Source organism: Marinobacter fonticola, from assembly GCF_008122265.1.
GTDB classification, from domain to species: Bacteria; Pseudomonadota; Gammaproteobacteria; order Pseudomonadales; family Oleiphilaceae; genus Marinobacter_A; species Marinobacter_A fonticola.
Map to the genome: position 1 here is coordinate 2,535,249 of NZ_CP043042.1, position 17,479 is coordinate 2,552,727.

Here is a 17,479-nt window from a genome sequence, read left to right on the forward strand (position 1 = left end):
GTCTTCCTTCACTCATTTTTTCGGCATTGTGCCACTTTTCATCACAATTCAGCAGGGCTACGCCCTTTCTACCGTGTGCGGGCTTTAGCTAGAATAACCGCCTTAACACTGAGCATCGGGAAACGCGCCATCATGCAGAATTACAAGAAGTCGTCGAAACTGGATAACGTGTGCTATGAGATTCGTGGTCCGGTTTTGCGCGAGGCGCGTCGCATGGAGGAAGAAGGCCATCGCGTTCTCAAGCTCAACATTGGCAATCCCGCTGCTTTCGAGCTGGACGTTCCCGAAGAGATCCAGCAGGACGTGATCTACAACATGCCCGCAGCCCAGGGCTATGTGGAATCCAAAGGGCTGTTCTCTGCACGCAAGGCGGTAATGCATTATTGCCAGCAACGCGGCATCGACAAGGTGGATATCGATGATATCTATCTGGGCAACGGTGTCAGCGAGATGATCGTCCTCTCCATGCAAGCGCTGCTGAACACCGGCGACGAGGTGTTGGTCCCCGCCCCCGACTATCCGCTCTGGACTGCTGCAATTACGCTCTCCAGCGGCAAACCCGTGCACTATCATTGCGATGAAGCTCAGGACTGGTTCCCGGATATCGACGATATCAAAAGCAAGCTGACCTCGCGCACGCGGGCCATCGTGTTGATCAATCCCAACAACCCGACCGGCGCGGTCTATCCGAAGGAATTGCTGGAGCAGGTGATTGAACTGGCCCGCCAGCACAACCTGATTATCCTGTCCGACGAGATCTACGACAAGATCCTTTACGACGGCGTCGAACACGTTCCCACCGCTTCCCTGGCGGACGATGTGCTGTTCTTTACCTACAACGGCCTATCCAAGAACTACCGGGCGGCTGGCTACCGCTCCGGCTGGATGATCATCAGCGGTGCCAAGCACAAGGCACGTGATCTGATTGAAGGGATTGAAATGCTGGCCTCCATGCGCTTGTGCTCGAACGTGCCTGCACAATTGGCCATCCAAACCGCGCTAGGCGGCTACCAGTCGATCAACGACCTCGTGGTCCCGGGCGGGCGGCTCTATGAGCAACGTCAGACTGCGTGGGAAATGCTCAACGACATCCCCGGCATTAGTTGCGTGAAGCCGATGGGCGCATTGTATATGTTCCCCAAGTTGGACCCGAAGCGCTACCCGATCCATAACGACGAGAAGATGGTCCTCGACCTATTGCTGCAGGAGCGCATTTTGCTGGTCCAGGGTTCGGCGTTCAATATCGAAGATAAGCAGCACCTGCGCGTGGTCTTTCTGCCACGGGTCGATACCCTTGAGGATGCCGTTAAACGGCTGGCCTACTTCCTGTCGACCTATCAGCAGTAACTCACCGGATCGGCAACGGTACACGTATGGCTGACATTCATATCGAAGAATTCTACCGGGATACCGCCATCGTCCTGGTACAGCTCTACAATGCGTTTCCGCGCAAGGTCAGCCTCTACGTCGAAGATATCTCCGGCCCGGATACCCCGGACGAATTCGGGCTGCACAGCCGGCGCCACCGGGCCTGCTTCGGCGCCATGCTTTGGCTGGCCGAAGAGGGGCATATCCGGTATCAGGACACGATCGCGCAGGACGCCGTGGACCAAGTGGTCCTGACTCAACCGGCCTTCACCCGCCTCAACGCGGTCGTCAAGATCGAGGCTCTGCCAGCCTCGTTGGCCGGAACCTACCCCGAAGATACGGAAGGCTTGCCTCCGGCAATTCAGGCCGAATACGCCACCAACATCCACTTGCTCCGGGTTGCCTTGAAAAAGGGCAATTCGTCGCTGATTGCGGATGCCGTCCAGGCGATCCTCTTCCCCGCAATCTAAGAAAGCGTTGGATAATTTTCAGTCCAAGCGGTATCCAAAGCCTATTCGGAGGTTTCGGTGGGAACTTGCCCGTCGCGCGACTGTCGCTAACGTGCAACGGTTAATTTGACGTAAGCCCATTGAAGGCAGCGCTCGCGGCCCCGATATTGATGGCCTAAGCACTTGGTTAATGGAAAACACATGAGAATCCTGCTCTTTCTGGCCACCAACCTGGCCGTTATCCTGGTTGCAAGCATTACCCTACAATTGCTGGGCGTGGATACTTATCTGAATCAGCAAGGCATTGCCTACGGTAACCTGCTGATCTTCGCGGCCGTGTTCGGCTTTGCGGGCTCATTCATCTCGCTGCTGCTTTCCAAGCGAATGGCGATGTGGAGCACCCGGGCCAAGATCATCGAAAGCCCGCGCACGCCGGCCGAGCGTTGGCTGGTGGACACCGTGGGCGAACTGGCCCAGCAAGCCGGCATCAAGATGCCAGACGTGGCTATATTCCCAGCCAGCCAATCCAATGCTTTTGCGACCGGCTGGAATAAGAACGATGCCTTGGTAGCCGTAAGCGAAGGGCTGCTCGGCCGGTTTAGTAAAGACGAGATCCGTGCCGTCCTGGGTCACGAAATCGGCCACGTGGCGAACGGCGACATGGTCACGCTTACCCTGATACAGGGGGTAGTGAACACGTTCGTGATCTTCGCCTCACGGATTATCGGCTCGGTCGTAGACCGGACCGTATTTAAGAGCGAGAACGGCCACGGCCCGGGTTTCTTTATCGTGAGCATCGTTGCGCAGATCGTCCTCGGCATCCTGGCAAGCACAATCGTATTCTGGTTCTCTCGTCGCCGTGAGTTCCGGGCTGATATTGCTGGCGCGCAGCTGGCAGGGCAAGCAGCGATGATCGGCGCACTTGAACGCCTGAAGCGTGAAAGTCAGATTCCCGATCAAATGCCGGATTCACTGGAAGCATTCGGTATAAACCGGGGGACGCGTCATGGTCTTTCTGCCTTGTTCATGACCCACCCGCCATTGGAAGACAGGATTGCAGCTCTGCAACGCATGTAATCTTTGGAAACGCTGCTGTCTGTTTAAGTTGAAGTACGTGTAACCTTGAGTGGGGCGAATTCTTCGCTCCACTTTTGTACACTATTCACTCGCCCCAAGCTCTGGGAATTTTTATTTTTTAACGACTTTACCTCTACCTACTTTGCCTCTAACTGTTGAAAGTTGATGTGATTAAGAAAACAGTCACGCCCTGGCTGTCATCTTGACGACACAATGAGCCAGTAGTCTTCAATCAGAACGTTGAAGAGAGGTCACTACCGTGAAGCAGGAAAAGCGAATGACTGAAAGCTGGATGAATGGCGCTGCCATCGTTCTCTCTGACGGCCGCGAAATACCTATCACGGACACCATGGTCCGCAAGTCCCTGGAAGAGTTGGCCGAAGAAAGCGAGACCAAGGCGGGGTCCTACGAGCGGGCCGCTTCGTCGAATTAACCCGACGTGCACGTGTTGAGGGGAACTAGAGTTTCAGCTTGAACTCCAGCGCCTTGAAAACCTGCTGGAGTTCTTTTGCCCCACCCTTGAGCTGCACCTTCGTGCTAGAGAACTCTCGTCGCACCGGATAATCTCGACGCATCGCGTCGAAGGCAGCAGCACGCTCCCCATCGGACAACTTAAAAACCCTTCGATAACGAGCATCGTCCTTACGCACGTCATAACAGGCCCTGATAGCCACGTGCGCTGCATCACGCGCGTTCGCAGAAGAGGTAAACGAAAGCTTGCTCAGTGCTGGATCAGCCATGAACTGGCCGCTCTTCTTACGTACCGGTAGACCGAGAAAGCGACATAAGGCCTGGTAGACCATTTCCGTGCCGCCGATTTTGCCTTCCAGACTATAACCGGCAATATGCGGCGTCATCAGCCAAACCCGGTTGGCCAGTTCTTCGTCAACCTCGGGCTCCCCTTCCCAGACATCAAGCACCACGCGCGGCGCATCCGGCTGGACGAGCCGTGCGTTGAGGGTATCGCAGTCGATAACGCCGCCGCGGCTGGTGTTGATCAGCAGCTGCGCCTCATGGAGATTCTGCAGCCGCTCGGTATTGATCAGATGGCGGGTGGGGTGATCGCCCTGTTTGGTCAGAGGCGTATGTAGCGTGATCACATCGCAGGCCAAGGCCTCGTCAAGACTGCAGAAATCGTCGGCATCCTCAGCCGCCTCACGAGGCGGGTCGTTCACCTTGATATCGAAACCCAGTTTATCCAGGCGGGTGGCAAGACGCTTGCCAACGTTCCCGGCGCCAACGATACCTACCGAAAGTTCGGTCCAATCGTCCAGGCCGCGTTGCTCGGCATGGACGGAGAGAACGCTGAGAACGTACTCAACCACGCTGGAGGCGTTGCATCCTGGCGAACAGGCGAATGCAATGCCCTGGGATTCGAGCCATTGAACATCGACATGATCCGTGCCGATCGTCGCCGTACCCACGAATTTGACCCTGCTGCCGTTCAACAGCGCCTGATCCACGCGGGTCACCGAGCGTACCAGCAGGATGTCCGCATCTCGGACGTCCGCCGGTGTCATCGTCCGGCCAGCGACCCGGCGGATGGTGCCAATTTCTTCGAAGAACTGATCGAGTAAAGGGATATTCTCGTCTGCGACAATCAGCATGGTTCGTTTACCTTACGCCCTGCGTTGACGACGCCCGCCGCCGGAGGGCGGCCTACGGCGCGCACCGCGCTTACGCTCGACAACGGGTTTTTCGAGCGGCACCATCAATGCCTCATCCGGCAAGGTACACGTCAGCTTCTGGCCGATGTAGGACTCGATAGCCGGCAAGGAGAAGGCATCGTCCTCACTGGCGAAACTGATCGATACACCATGCTCGCCCGCTCGACCGGTACGGCCAATGCGGTGGACATAATCTTCGGCGTTTTCCGGCAGGTTATAATTGAACACGTGCGTCACACCGCTAACGTGGATACCCCGGCCGGCCACGTCGGTCGCTACCAACGCCTTGATCGACCCGCCCTTGAACTTGTCCAAAGTGCGCAGCCGTTTGTTCTGTGCGATTTCCCCGGATAACAACGCCGTACTAACGCCCTGTCGACGCAGGTCTTCCTCCAGGTCGCGGCACTGGTCGCGACGGTTGGCAAAGATGATGGCCTTGCTGACTTCCGGTCGCTGAATATAGTTGACCAGAACCCTTAGCTTTTCGTCTTCGCCCACCATGTAGACTGTCTGCTCGACCCGCTCTGCGGTTTTTTGCTCGGGCTCGATCTCGACGAATTCGGCACTTTGGGTCCACATTGAAGCCAGGTTCAATACATCCTGGTTAAAGGTGGCACTGAAAAGCAGGGTCTGACGCTCTTCCTTCTGCGTACACTTACGGAGAATACGTTTCACATCCGGAATGAAGCCCATATCCAGCATGCGATCCGCTTCGTCGATAATCAGCAGGTCAAGCTGATCGAGGAAGACATCCTGGGAGCCGAGAAAATCAATCAAACGGCCTGGCGTCGCGACCAGGACATCGACCACGTCGTTGCGCAACTGATCCCGCTGGCGGTCATAGTTCATGCCGCCAAGAACAGTGACGACGTTGTGGCCCGTGTGGGCACAAAGCTCTTCGGCATCCTTTGCGATCTGCAACGCGAGTTCCCGGGTCGGCGCCAACGCCAGCACACGGGGTTCGGACGCGTAGCGCTCGTCGTCCGGGATAGGCGATCGGAGCATGCGCTGAATGGCGGTAATCAGGAAGGCAGCGGTCTTGCCAGTGCCAGTCTGAGCCTGGCCGATCAGGTCGTGACCGGCCAACGTCAGAGGTAAGGTTTCCGCTTGTATCGGCGTACAAAACTCGAAGCCGATCTCGCCGATGGCTTTCTGGAGCTTGCCGTCCAGATCAAAAGCGGTAAAGCGGGTCTTGCCCTCATCTACAGGTACTTCAGTCGTATTCAACGGGTCCTCCCCAACTATCGGACGCACCAGTCTCAACGCCAACGGTCTCTGTTGGGGCGATTGACCGATTGGTGCTCTGGTCATCGTATGTTGCCCGGCGCCTTCAATCGGCCCCGGCTGGCCGGCATTCAGGCTTTGAAAAGCTGCAGGTCAAAAACAGCCCGCCGGTTATAGAATATCAGCAGCGTATCAAGAAAAAGCCGCGCCCGCTGAGGCAAGCCGCGAGCCAAGTAGTCTCGGGCCTGGCAGGCCACGCTAGCGCGAAAGCTGGCTTCATCGCTGGCCCCGCCACCGGACAGATTGTCGATACTGATAGTGAACGGTACGCCGGCAGCCGCTGAAAACAACCACTCCAAAGCCTGCGGCTTCACCTCAACCTGTTCGAACGCCGCCTGCTCCGTTTCTGTGCGGCCATCGGCACAATACCAATAACCGTAGTCGTAAAGTTGGCGGCGTTTTTCACCGGCAATACACCAATGGCTAACCTCATGTAAGGCGCTGGCAAAATACCCATGAGCGAAGATGACTCGGTGCACATCGTTCTCGTCACGAGCTGGAATATATTCCGGCTCCTCGCCTCCACGGACCAGAATGGTTCGCCACTGATCGCGAAAGAGATCGTTGAACAACATGATGAGGTCGTCAGGGTGGTGTTTCATGCGTGCGCCATTGTGCGTCTTTCGTTCAACTATTGCCAGTGCCCCTCGCCGCTGGGCAAGTCCTATAGGGCGACGCCGGGCGTGCAACTTCGTTCGGAACTTTCTGATACTATCGGATCTAATGTTTTCGCTCGCCAGCGGGAGCCTGGGCAAATAGCCGCCCCGGATTTCTTTTTACTGCTCTATTCTCCTTATTGAATCGATAAGCATGACCGCATGATCCAGTATTCTACGCAATTCTCAGGTTATCCAATCGGATTAGCTGTTGCGGCCACCCTTCGTTGTTGCGCAGTCCGTTATGCAGCCCGCCAGCTTAGGCTGGCATTACTTTTATTATCCTGCCTGACCCTGATTCTGTTTACGGCGGGAGCCGCAGCCTTCGATCTCAAGTCGGTAACCGGCAATCAGGGCATGGGCGAGTTTTTACCCGTCGACGAAGCGCTGCCTTTCTCCTCCAGCCTTACCGATCAGGGCGTCCAGATTGTCTGGAACATTGCGCCGGAACATTATCTGTACCGTGACCGAATCGCCGTGACCGCGACCGAACCCGGCGTCACCGTCGGCGAGCCTTCGTTTTCGTTGCCCGGACACTTAAAAGACGACCCTTACTTCGGCGAAGTCACGGTATTCACCGAACCGGTACAGGCCACAGTGCCGGTCGAATTGCCGGAAGGAATGACCGAAGCGAATTTGCAAGTGCGCTATCAGGGGTGCGCGGAAGCCGGCCTGTGCTACCCGCCACAGACTCAAGACGTCTTATACGTTGCCTCTGCCGGCGCCGCGCCCGGCACCCCGTCCGGCCCGGGTCCGTCGCCGGCCGCTGCGGTCAATCCGGCGCTGGACACGGCAAGCGCCTCAGGCATTGCATCCGTCCTTGCCAACCAATCAACGCTGGTTATTGTGGGGCTCTTTCTTCTGTTGGGCCTGGGACTGACTTTCACGCCCTGCGTATTACCCATGATTCCCATTATCTCGGCGCTGGTCTCCAACCGCACGACATCGAGTACTCGTCAGGCGGTCATGCTCGCCTTCAGTTACGTTATGGGGATGGCGCTTACCTATGCGGCCGCGGGCGTCCTGACCGGCTTGCTTGGAGCGAGTTTCAACCTGCAGGCCCAACTCCAGGCGCCGGCGGTGCTGCTGGTTTTCGCTACCTTGTTCGCGCTGTTTGCATTGTCAATGTTTGGCCTTTTCGATATTCGCCTTCCCCAGGGCATCACTCATCGTCTCAACCAGGCCAGTTCGCAACTGACCGGCGGCCGCGTTGCCAGCGTGTTCGGCATCGGCGCCCTATCGGCATTGATTGTCTCGCCGTGCGTATCTGCCCCCCTAGCCGGCAGCTTGCTATACATTAGTACCACGCAGGACGCCGTTCTCGGCGGCGTTGCGCTGTTGGCGCTAGGTATCGGCATGGGAATGCCATTGATCCTCGTGGCCGTCGGCGGCCGTCGATTCCTGCCAACCGCGGGGCCGTGGATGAATACCGTTAAAGCTATTTACGGCGTAATGATGATGGCGGTGGCTATTTGGCTACTGGAGCGTCTTGTGCCGGGTTGGATCAGCCTGTTGCTCTGGGGCGTACTGGCCGCGGTTACCGGCGTCCAACTAGGCGCGTTCGAAAGCGCAAGCGCCGGATGGCAGCGAACGTGGAAAGGTTTCGGGCTGGTGCTGTTCAGCTACGCGATCCTCTTGCTAGGCGGCGCGCTGGCAGGTGCGCAAGACCCGCTTCGTCCGCTGTCACCCTTCACCGCCCAAACTCGAATGACGGCGGATAGCGGGGAGGCAGCGATTGAGGAGAGCGTTTTCCGCCGGATCAGCTCGCCGGCCACGCTAAAGCAGGCACTGGCAACGGCGGCCCGCGCCAATCAACCGGTGATGCTGGATTTCTACGCCGACTGGTGTATCAGTTGCAAGGTCATGGAGCGCAATGTCTTTAGCGACAGCCGGGTGCGTTCGGCCATGGCGCCGCTGACCCTGCTACAAATCGACGTAACGGAGAACTCGCCGGACCAACAAGCCCTGCTGGACGAACTCGGCCTGTTCGGTCCGCCGGCGATTCTGTTCTTCGACGCCGATGGCGAGGAAATCGCCCGGTCCCGGGTCATGGGGGAAATGGACCGGACTGAATTTCTGGCGCACCTCAAGCAAACCCTGTCCCGATCCAGCATCCTATGACGCCACTCCAGCGTGGCGCCGCCTGCGTCCTGGCGGGCGAGATGCTGTTAGCCGTAATGGGCGCCATCATTAAGCATCTCGCGCCGGAGCTCCCCAACACGGTGCTCGTATTCCTACGCAATCTGATGGGACTGGCCATCATCTGTCCGCTGGTGCTCTATCGTGACGGATTTGGCGGCTTGAAAACCCGCCATTTACGCTTCCATCTCATGCGCGCAGTCATCGGCGTTAGCGCAATGTACTGCTACTTTTTCAGTCTGGAAAAACTGGTTTTAACCGAAGCGGTATTACTAAAGCTCACGGCGCCTTTCTTTATTCCTATCATCGCCCTGCTGTGGCTGCGCGAGAGCACATCGCGGGTCATCTGGCTGACTATTGCCGCGGGTTTTGCCGGCGTGCTGGTGATCCTCGACCCCACCTCGGCCGACGTCGAAGACTATTTGTTCGTCGCCGCGGGGTTGGCGGGCGCGCTGCTCGGCGCTACAGCGAAGGTCACCATTCGACGCATGGGTGTGTCCGAGCCCAGCGGACGTATCGTGTTCTACTTCGGCTTATTCGGCTCCCTGGTCACCGCGCCTGCCGCGCTGGCCACCTGGGTGACGCCCTCGCCTTCAACCTGGGTGTGGCTGGCGCTGCTGGCGATATGTGCCACAGTGGCTCAGATGCTGATCACGACCGCCTACCGTATCGCGCCCGCCGGGCAAATCGGTCAGTTCACTTATTCGTCGGTGATCTTTGCAGCGCTGCTGGGGTGGGTCTTCTTTATGGAGCCGGTCACTCATTCGCAAATGCTCGGCTGCATCCTGATCGTCGGCGCCGGCCTGATCAATCTTCGCCAGCGGCGCGCACCGGCCTGACCGACTAGAAGCTATGCAGGAAGACTATTCGCCGCGCCGGATGTAATAGACGAAATGCGTGTCGTCATGATCCTCTTGAACCAGCGTATGGTTCAAGAACTGGCAAAAGCGCGGTACATCCCGCGTAGTGGACGGGTCGGTGGCGACCACCTTGAGGATGCCGTCGACCGGCACCTCAGCCATGCGATTATGGAGCATCATCACCGGCTCTGGACAAACCAGCCCTGTCGCGTCAAGTTCAAGGTCGTAGGTCGGATCAACCACAGCTCGCCTCCCGTTACGCCCGGCACTGAAGAACCCGGGCAAGATGTCCATTATGGTGCTAGATTAAATTATAAGAACAATAAGTTGTGGAGGCCATCATGATCCGGGTATTGATTGAACGCCATATAGCAGCCACCCTCGAATCCACCTACGAAGCGGCGTCCAAAACGTTACTCCAAACGGCAATCAACGCACCTGGGTTCGTTTCCGGTGAAACGTTGGTCGATGCCAAGGACATGAACCATCGCCTGACATTATGCAACTGGCGCTCCGTTGCAGACTGGGACCACTGGTTTCACTCCGAGGATCGCAACGCCCTGCTCAACGAACTCAAGCCAATGATGGACCAGGATGAAAAAATCACCATCCTGGAACAGTGCTGATTACTCTTTAGTGTTTCCGGAGAGGCGTTCCTAGAGATGAGTGCTTATGAAAACCAGTGGTTCTGGAGATCGCTTCAGCGCAGATCAGCTCAACCGCTCGATAAAGCAGGTGATCTCTTCGCGATCGTGATACAGATGGCGGGCGCGCAGCCGAACTTGTATCCCTGATGCTTCAAGCGTTTCAAGCATGCGCTCCCGACAAGTCAGCCATTCTTCGTAGCGCTTTTTCATGGGTAGCTTCAGGTTAAAAACGGCGAAGCGGCACAAGCGCCGACAGAGCCAGTCCGTCACCATGTCTGCGGTGCGACGCGGCTTGTCGACGATATCGCAAACCATCCAGTCGACGCTGCGCTGGGGTCGCCAGAGGTAACCATCGGCGCGGACATGCTCAACATGCCCGGAGGCCATCAACTCGGGATCCATTGGGCCGTTGTCCACAGCGGTCACCAGCATGCCCTGACGAACCAGTTGCCAAGTCCACCCGCCTGGCGCTGCACCAAGATCCACCGCTTTCTTGGCGCCGCCGAGGTAATCCAGCCACTGGGATTCCGGGATAAAGACTTTCCAAGCCTCTTCCAGCTTCAGCGCCGAGCGGCTCGGAGCCGAGGCGGGCAAGCGTAAGCGGGGGATGCCACTCAGATAAGGTGAGCGGTTGCTCCGATGACTCAGACCAAGGATCATTCGGTCAAAGGCAGGTAGAAAAATGTCCAGTCGCCAGGGATTGTCGTCGTCATCGACCAAAAAGCCGGTGTCCCGAAGTGCGCGGGAGAGCGGCGAGACCCATTTTCTCGCAAAATTGGTCAGGTCGCGATCGGTGCTGTCGTCGGGAACACGGACTTCAACCCGGGCCGCCGGCGGAAACGTTTCCAGCGCTCTGAGGGCCTCCAGCACCGCTCCAACCCGATCACCCGGCGGCAGCACCAGATCTGCGATAATCTGGAACCAATCACGGGTGAAGACCAGGTCCGACAGGGCCAGTTTATCTAGCAAATCGCTCGGGCTGGCGCCGTCTGCCAACGTAAACAAGACCCGACCCTGGCCTGTCTCAGGCAGGAAGTAGCCGTAATGGCCGACCTCGGCGGCGGCATCGGTGATTTCGCGACCGGCCTCCGTTTCGAATCCGGCTCGACAAAACAAGAAAACCTGACTCATATCTCAACTGTACGAATAATTTTCATGGTTTAACGCCGGAGATCAGGCAGCTTGGTTATAATCCGCCGCATGCTGTATCCGAACATGTTATTTTGGGCCAAATGGGCCTCAACGGCCGTGAAGGTCCTCGTCATCCTGGGCGTTTTTCTCTCCAGTTCGGACGCCTTTTCCCAGCCATTACCCGCCTGTCCTGAACTCACCATTGACGATCCGCAAGCGCGCGCCCGGATCTACCATCACCTCTGCTTCTTTACCGAGAAACGCCCTTCGGCGAGTGACGCTCTCTCACCGGCCATCCGTTCACCGGTACATATCCCCGAAACCGTCGAATGGACCGCGGGCAATGGGCGCGAGCTGTCTTTCGCGCAAACGGACGGCAATTATTGGTTGCGCCTGCGTCTGATTAACACCTCGGCCCATGCCGGCTATTGGTTCCTGACGCTAGATTACGCACCGCTGGACAACATCGTCGTGTGGGTCGGTCAGGACGGCGACTACCGAAGCATCGAAACCGGCGACCGGCAACCGTTCGCTTCCCGGCAGGTAGACTACCGCTATTACCTGGTGCCCGTCATTCTGGAATCCGGCGAATCGACGGAAATTTTTATGCGCATCAGCAGCAATGGCGCTATTAACCTGCCATTGAGCCTTGAAGAACCGTCGCATCTGATTGCCACTACAAATCACCTGACGCTTACCCACGGCCTGTTTTACGGCGGGCTTTTGATCTTTTCCATCTTCAACCTGCTGCTATTCGTCAGCACCGGTACCTCGTATTACTTCTATAACGCCTTTTACATGCTGGCTACCGGGCTCTTCCTGTTCTCCATGGGCGGCTTTTCCTTTCAGTACCTGTGGCCCAACAGCCCCTGGCTGGCCAATATGGCCATTCCGCTATCGGAAGGTCTCAGCACCCTGGCCTTCACCCTGTTCGGCCGCTCGTTCCTGGATATCGACGCCAATCAGCCGCGGCTGTCCGGCCTGTTAAAGGTACTGGCCGGACTCAGTGTATTGGTCATCGCCCTCTGCTTCATGCTGCCCTACGCCGCCATCATCAAGATCGCCACGATCTATGGGCTGGCCTGCATCGCCATCCTTTTCTGGATTGGCGTGCAACGGTGGCGTCAGGGCTACTCTCCAGCCAAATGGTATGTGCTGGCCTGGTCAACCATGGCTCTCGGCACCTGTATCTATGCCTTGGCAGCCTTCGGTTATCTGGCGGACTTTCTCGCTCGGGAGACGCTAATGCAAGCCGCGGTCGGCGTCCAGATCCTCCTGCTCAATTTCGCCATGGTCCAGCGCTGGCGCATGCTTAACGAAAAATTGTTGGGCATGGAAACCGCTGCCAAGCAGGAACTGGAAGCGCGTGTGGAAGAGCGCACAAACCAGCTTAAAGAAACCATGCGCCAACTCAAGAACGCCAACGGTCGCCTGGAACAGCTCAGTATTCGCGACGGGTTGACCGACTTGCATAATCGACGTTATCTCGACGAGACCCTTCCGGGCATCTGCGGCGAAGGGCGCCGAACCCAGTTGCCCGTCGCGCTGATCCTTCTGGACGCAGACCGCTTCAAAGCCATCAACGACACATTCGGCCACCCTTTTGGCGACCAGTGTCTAAAACGCATTGCCTTCAATCTGATCCGCCACGCTCAGCGGCCGCAGGATGTGGCCGTGCGTTACGGTGGTGAGGAGTTTGCCGTGGTTTTACCGAAGACGGACAAAGCCGGCGCCATTAACGTAGCCGAACGGATTCTTGGGGAAATGCGTAAAGATAGCATTAAGGCGCCGGACGGCTCGACCATCACACTGACTCTCAGCGCCGGCATTGCCATCTATCACCGCAAAGAGACGCCGGATGATTTTGTACAGCGCGCAGATAAAGCGCTTTACGCCGCAAAAAAAGCGGGACGAGACAGGATCGTTTGCGCATGAGCGCTACCTTACTGCAGCTCATCTGACGCCCTCGACACACGTGGGGCGACATCGGAGTGCGGCTCTACCGTTTAACGCCTTGGCCTCCGGCAATTGCGATCATCCATTTCGCTGCGTTGCGAGCGGCCTGCTCAATTAACCCTTCCTGTGTCAGCCCGGATACCTTTCGCGGTTTGAAGTCATGCTCACCGTCTTCCAGCCAATTGATGGCGACCGGCGGCTCACCCCCGAAATGCCGGTGGACTTCGTCCTGCCGGCCGAAAGGATCCCGGGTGCCCTGCTGGATCAGCACCGGCACCGAGAAACGTTCAAAATGCTCCGTTCTCCACCGATCCAGTTTTCCGGGCGGATGAAAGGGATAACCAAAACAGACGCATCCCGATACCGGCGCCTGGTCGGCCGCGATCAAGCTGGCCATGCGGCCGCCGAGGGATTTCCCGCCGATGAACAGATTTTCCGCGCCCCCGGCGTACTGCTCGATCTTTTGCCGGAATTCCGCGATGAGCGTGTCTGCCTTAGTCGGTGGCCGTTTCTTGCCATCCTCCCGACGTCGCCGCATATACTCGAATTCAAAGCGCACGACTTTAATTTCCTGGCCAGCCAGTGCCTCTGCAAGCTGGTCCATAAACGCTGAATCCATAGGCGCCCCGGCACCGTGGGCTAGCAGCACAACATTATTGCCGATACCACTGCTCACAATATCAGTCATATATTGTCACCAATTATCCGCATCACAAATAGGCCAACTTTGATACAATTCACCAACTAACTCCGATATGTTTTTCGCGCCTGGAAAGCTACAGGCCATCCGCAATCACGGCGTTCTCCCAAGCGACTACCAGCCACTAAGCGCGAACAAAAACCCTTGAAAGCCATACTCGAAACGCACCGTAAACGGCTGAACGAAATACCGCTAAACCCTGTCATGCCGCCGATTACAGAGGCTTTTTTCATTGACTTGAATCGTTGCAAATAGGTATCCGTTTCTCCATACTTGCGGCCTCTAATTTTCCCACTCGTAATCCTCTGGTAAGGCTATGAGCACAGTTAATCCAAACCTGACATACAACTACAAGGTGGTGCGTCAGTTCGCCATCATGACTGTAGTCTGGGGTATCATTGGGATGAGCATGGGCGTGCTGATCGCAGCACAGCTCCGCTTTCCTTTTATGAACTTCGACTTGCCCTGGACGCACTTTGGCCGGCTGCGTCCCCTGCACACCAACCTCGTTATCTTCGGTTTCGGTGGTAGTGCGCTCTTCGCAACCTCCTACTATGTGGTGCAGCGCACCTGTCAGGCGCGGCTATTCTCGGCCGGTTTGGCGAGCTTCACCTTCTGGGGCTGGCAAGCGGTGCTCGTAGCCGCAATCATCACCCTGCCAATGGGACTCACGTCCACTAAGGAATACGCGGAACTCGAGTGGCCCATCGACATCCTGATTACCCTGGTGTGGGTGACTTATGGCATGGTGTTCTTCGGCACCATCGTGAAGCGCAAGACCAAGCACATCTACGTGGCTAACTGGTTCTATGGCGCCTTCATCATCACCGTCGGCGTCCTGCACATCGGCAACAATCTGGCGATTCCCGTCTCCGCTTTCAAATCCTACTCCATCTATAGCGGCGTTACCGATGCCATGATGCAGTGGTGGTGGGGGCACAACGCGGTAGGTTTCTTCCTGACCGCCGGTTTCCTCGGCATGATGTACTATTTTGTTCCCAAGCAAGCGGGCCGTCCGGTCTATTCCTACCGCCTGTCTATTGTTCACTTCTGGGCCCTGATCGCGACCTACGTCTGGGCCGGTGGGCACCACTTGCATTACAGCGCGCTGCCGGACTGGGCCCAGACCGCAGGTATGGTCATGTCCTTGATCCTCCTGGCGCCAAGCTGGGGCGGCATGATCAACGGTATGATGACGCTGTCAGGTGCCTGGCATAAACTCCGCACCGATCCGATTTTGCGCTTTCTGGTGGTCTCGCTATCGTTCTACGGCATGTCCACGTTCGAAGGCCCGATGATGGCCATCAAAACCGTCAATGCCTTGTCTCACAACACCGATTGGACCATCGGTCACGTGCACTCCGGCGCACTCGGCTGGGTGGCGATGATCAGTATCGGCGCTATATACCATCTGATCCCGCGTCTCTGGGGGCTGCAGAGTATGTACAGCGTCGGCCTGATCAATCTGCATTTCTGGCTCGCCACCATCGGCACCGTGCTCTACATCGTCGCCATGTGGGTCAACGGCATCATGCAGGGATTGATGTGGCGCGCGGTCAACGCCGACGGCACGCTGACCTACAGCTTTGTCGAAGCACTGGAAGCCTCTAAACCAGGCTACCTTGTGCGCTTGATCGGTGGAGCGATCTTCCTGTCCGGTATGTTCGTCATGGCCTACAACGTGCGCATGACCATCCGCCAGAAAGACGCTGTTGCACTGGATAACAGCATCGCCCAGGCCGCCTGATCGGGAGAGAGACCATAATGAAGCATGAAGTAGTTGAGAAGAATATTGGCCTCATGGCCGTGCTGATCCTTGTCGTGATCAGCGGCGGCTTCCTGGTCGAGGTTGTGCCCCTGTTCTTCCTCAAGGAAGTGAACGAGCCGATCGCTGGCCTGGAGCCCCTCACACCGCTGGAGATGGAAGGCCGTGATATCTACATCCGCGAGGGTTGTCACGTCTGCCATACCCAGATGATCCGTCCGTTCCGCGCCGAAACCGAGCGTTACGGCCACTACTCCGTCGCCGGCGAGTTCGTCTACGAGCATCCGTTCCTGTGGGGCTCCAAGCGCACCGGTCCGGACCTGGCGCGCGTCGGCGGCCGTTATTCGGACGCTTGGCAGCGGGTCCATCTGTATAACCCGCGCGATGTTGTGCCGGAATCCACCATGCCGGCCTTCCCGTGGCTGTTCGAGCGCAAAGTGGATGCTGACGGCATCACCGGCAAGCTCGAGGCCTATCAGGCACTAGGCGTGCCGTACACCGATGAGCAGATCGCAGCAGCACCCGAGGACATCCGCGGCAAGTATGAAATCGAAGCCCTAGTGGCTTACTTGCAGCAGCTCGGCACGGTGCTTTCAACCAAACGGTGATAGCGATGGATATCAATGATGTGCGCGGGATTCATACCCTGCTCGTTTTGATCGCGTTCATAGGCATCTGCTGGTGGGCTTATAGTGCCCACCGCAAGAAGTCCAATGACGAGGCGGCCCATTTGCCCTTCGACGACGAAGAGATCGATCAGCGCACACAGCAGAAAGATAAGACGGAGAACAAAGAATGAGTACCTTCTGGAGCATCTGGATCAGTGTGATCGTGCTCGGCACGGTATTTGGGTGCTGGTGGCTGCTGTGGGCAACCCGAAAAAGCCAGACCACCGACAAGGAAACCGACCGCACAACCGGCCACTCCTTCGATGGCATCGAAGAATACGATAACCCGCTGCCCAAGTGGTGGTTCCACCTGTTTACCGCGACCTGCATTTTTGCGCTGGGCTACCTGGCGCTCTATCCCGGGCTGGGCAGCTATGACGGCTTGCTGGGCTGGACGCAAGAGAACCAGTGGGAAGAGGAAATGCAGCAGGCCAACGCAAAATACAGCGAGCTTTACGCTCAATACGGTAATGTCCCCATTCCCGAGCTGGCCCAAAACGAGGATGCTCGTAAGATGGGTCAGCGTTTGTTTGCGAACAACTGCGCGGTTTGTCATGGCTCTGCAGCCCGAGGCGCCATTGGCTTCCCTAACCTGACTGACGATGCCTGGATCTGGGGCGGCGAACCCGACCGCATCGTAGAAACGCTTCATCAAGGGCGCCAGAACGCAATGCCGGCCAAAGGCCTGATGCCGAACATGAGCAACAGCCAGGTCGAAGCGGTGGTGAACTATGTACTGAGCTTCAGCGGTCGCGAAAGGGACGCTGCGCTGGCCGAGCAGGGCTCGCAGATTTTCGGCCAGGCTTGCGCTGGCTGTCATGGTCAGGATGCCACGGGAAATCCCACTATCGGCGCACCGAACCTGACCGACGAGGCTTGGCTATACGGCAGCACCTACGAGTGGATCAAGGAAACGGTGACCTTCGGTCGCCAGAACCAGATGCCGGCCCAGGAAGGTCGTCTGAGCGACGATCAGATACACGTCCTGGCCGCCTATGTCTACGGTCTCTCCCGTCGCGGGGAATGATCGCTAGAGGATGGCGCCAGCCGGCGCCATCCGCCAAGGCGCTGTCTTTTGAACCCTGGATAGGGCTCCTGTCCAGGCTTGAAGA

Annotated in this window: 18 protein-coding genes; 12 read left to right on the forward strand and 6 right to left on the reverse strand. The window is 57.4% G+C overall.

The annotated features are described in order from the left end of the window. The first annotated feature begins 132 nt into the window (after positions 1-132). The 4 genes from FXO11_RS11255 (at position 133) to FXO11_RS20275 (ending at position 3,327) form a co-directional block, all read left to right on the forward strand. The gene (locus tag FXO11_RS11255) at positions 133-1,347 is read left to right on the forward strand and encodes a pyridoxal phosphate-dependent aminotransferase (protein ID WP_148863060.1); all 1,215 of its coding nucleotides are present in this window, start codon (positions 133-135) and stop codon (positions 1,345-1,347) included. 26 nt (positions 1,348-1,373) lie between these two features. Further along, the gene (locus FXO11_RS11260; RefSeq protein ID WP_148863061.1) at positions 1,374-1,838 is read left to right on the forward strand and encodes a hypothetical protein; all 465 of its coding nucleotides are present in this window, start codon (positions 1,374-1,376) and stop codon (positions 1,836-1,838) included. A 180-nt stretch (positions 1,839-2,018) separates the two neighbouring features. Further along, entirely contained in the window at positions 2,019-2,894 is an 876-nt protein-coding gene (gene htpX / locus FXO11_RS11265; RefSeq protein ID WP_148863062.1) for a protease HtpX, read from the forward strand. A gap of 277 nt (positions 2,895-3,171) precedes the next feature. After that, positions 3,172-3,327 (forward strand): PA1571 family protein, encoded by a 156-nt coding sequence (locus tag FXO11_RS20275; protein ID WP_168203161.1) that lies wholly within the window; start codon positions 3,172-3,174, stop codon positions 3,325-3,327. A 25-nt stretch (positions 3,328-3,352) separates the two neighbouring features. Here FXO11_RS20275 and pdxB read toward each other — a convergent pair whose 3' ends face one another. The 3 genes from pdxB to FXO11_RS11280 all read right to left on the reverse strand — a co-directional run bounded on the left by pdxB (position 3,353) and on the right by FXO11_RS11280 (position 6,447). Continuing rightward, positions 3,353-4,501 carry a 4-phosphoerythronate dehydrogenase PdxB gene (gene pdxB, locus FXO11_RS11270; RefSeq protein ID WP_148863063.1) on the reverse strand — a complete coding sequence of 383 codons (1,149 nt, stop codon included), beginning with the start codon at positions 4,499-4,501 and terminating at the stop codon, positions 3,353-3,355. A gap of 12 nt (positions 4,502-4,513) precedes the next feature. After that, the gene (locus FXO11_RS11275; protein WP_148863064.1) at positions 4,514-5,788 is read right to left on the reverse strand and encodes a DEAD/DEAH box helicase; all 1,275 of its coding nucleotides are present in this window, start codon (positions 5,786-5,788) and stop codon (positions 4,514-4,516) included. Positions 5,789-5,916: 128 nt separating this feature from the next. Beyond that, positions 5,917-6,447 carry an elongation factor P hydroxylase gene (locus tag FXO11_RS11280; protein ID WP_168203162.1) on the reverse strand — a complete coding sequence of 177 codons (531 nt, stop codon included), beginning with the start codon at positions 6,445-6,447 and terminating at the stop codon, positions 5,917-5,919. A gap of 216 nt (positions 6,448-6,663) precedes the next feature. Between FXO11_RS11280 and dsbD the strand changes: the two genes are divergently transcribed. After that, complete coding sequence (gene dsbD / locus FXO11_RS11285; RefSeq protein WP_148863065.1) at positions 6,664-8,622, forward strand: protein-disulfide reductase DsbD; 1,959 nt, start codon at positions 6,664-6,666, stop codon at positions 8,620-8,622. Next, entirely contained in the window at positions 8,619-9,479 is an 861-nt protein-coding gene (locus tag FXO11_RS11290) for a DMT family transporter (RefSeq protein WP_148863066.1), read from the forward strand. Before dsbD ends, FXO11_RS11290 begins: the two co-directional genes overlap by 4 nt. 24 nt (positions 9,480-9,503) lie before the next feature. Here FXO11_RS11290 and tusA read toward each other — a convergent pair whose 3' ends face one another. Next, positions 9,504-9,743: a sulfurtransferase TusA gene (tusA, locus tag FXO11_RS11295; RefSeq protein ID WP_148863067.1), complete on the reverse strand. Its 240-nt coding sequence runs from the start codon at positions 9,741-9,743 to the stop codon at positions 9,504-9,506. A 98-nt stretch (positions 9,744-9,841) separates the two neighbouring features. Here tusA and FXO11_RS11300 point away from each other — a divergent pair, with 98 nt between their 5' ends. Then, complete coding sequence (locus tag FXO11_RS11300) at positions 9,842-10,126, forward strand: antibiotic biosynthesis monooxygenase family protein (protein ID WP_148863068.1); 285 nt, start codon at positions 9,842-9,844, stop codon at positions 10,124-10,126. 84 nt (positions 10,127-10,210) lie between these two features. On the opposite strand, the gene rlmM is transcribed toward FXO11_RS11300, so the two are convergent. Further along, positions 10,211-11,278, reverse strand: coding sequence for a 23S rRNA (cytidine(2498)-2'-O)-methyltransferase RlmM (gene rlmM / locus FXO11_RS11305; protein WP_148863069.1), 1,068 nt, complete (start codon positions 11,276-11,278; stop codon positions 10,211-10,213). Positions 11,279-11,395: 117 nt separating this feature from the next. Between rlmM and FXO11_RS11310 the strand changes: the two genes are divergently transcribed. After that, positions 11,396-13,213, forward strand: coding sequence for a sensor domain-containing diguanylate cyclase (locus FXO11_RS11310; protein WP_227545864.1), 1,818 nt, complete (start codon positions 11,396-11,398; stop codon positions 13,211-13,213). Positions 13,214-13,277: 64 nt separating this feature from the next. On the opposite strand, the gene FXO11_RS11315 is transcribed toward FXO11_RS11310, so the two are convergent. Further along, positions 13,278-13,922 carry an alpha/beta family hydrolase gene (locus FXO11_RS11315; RefSeq protein ID WP_148863070.1) on the reverse strand — a complete coding sequence of 215 codons (645 nt, stop codon included), beginning with the start codon at positions 13,920-13,922 and terminating at the stop codon, positions 13,278-13,280. 328 nt (positions 13,923-14,250) lie between these two features. Between FXO11_RS11315 and ccoN the strand changes: the two genes are divergently transcribed. Genes ccoN through ccoP form a run of 4 tightly spaced genes read left to right on the forward strand, consistent with a single transcriptional unit; the run spans position 14,251 to position 17,394 of the window. Further along, positions 14,251-15,681, forward strand: coding sequence for a cytochrome-c oxidase, cbb3-type subunit I (ccoN, locus tag FXO11_RS11320; RefSeq protein ID WP_148863071.1), 1,431 nt, complete (start codon positions 14,251-14,253; stop codon positions 15,679-15,681). A 17-nt stretch (positions 15,682-15,698) separates the two neighbouring features. Then, positions 15,699-16,307 (forward strand): cytochrome-c oxidase, cbb3-type subunit II, encoded by a 609-nt coding sequence (ccoO, locus tag FXO11_RS11325; protein WP_148863072.1) that lies wholly within the window; start codon positions 15,699-15,701, stop codon positions 16,305-16,307. A 5-nt stretch (positions 16,308-16,312) separates the two neighbouring features. Next, positions 16,313-16,498, forward strand: coding sequence for a cbb3-type cytochrome oxidase subunit 3 (locus FXO11_RS11330; protein ID WP_148863073.1), 186 nt, complete (start codon positions 16,313-16,315; stop codon positions 16,496-16,498). Continuing rightward, on the forward strand, positions 16,495-17,394 hold the full coding sequence (gene ccoP, locus FXO11_RS11335) for a cytochrome-c oxidase, cbb3-type subunit III (protein WP_148863074.1): 900 nt from the start codon (positions 16,495-16,497) through the stop codon (positions 17,392-17,394). The genes FXO11_RS11330 and ccoP overlap by 4 nt, the downstream gene beginning before the upstream one ends. Positions 17,395-17,479: the final 85 nt, after the last annotated feature.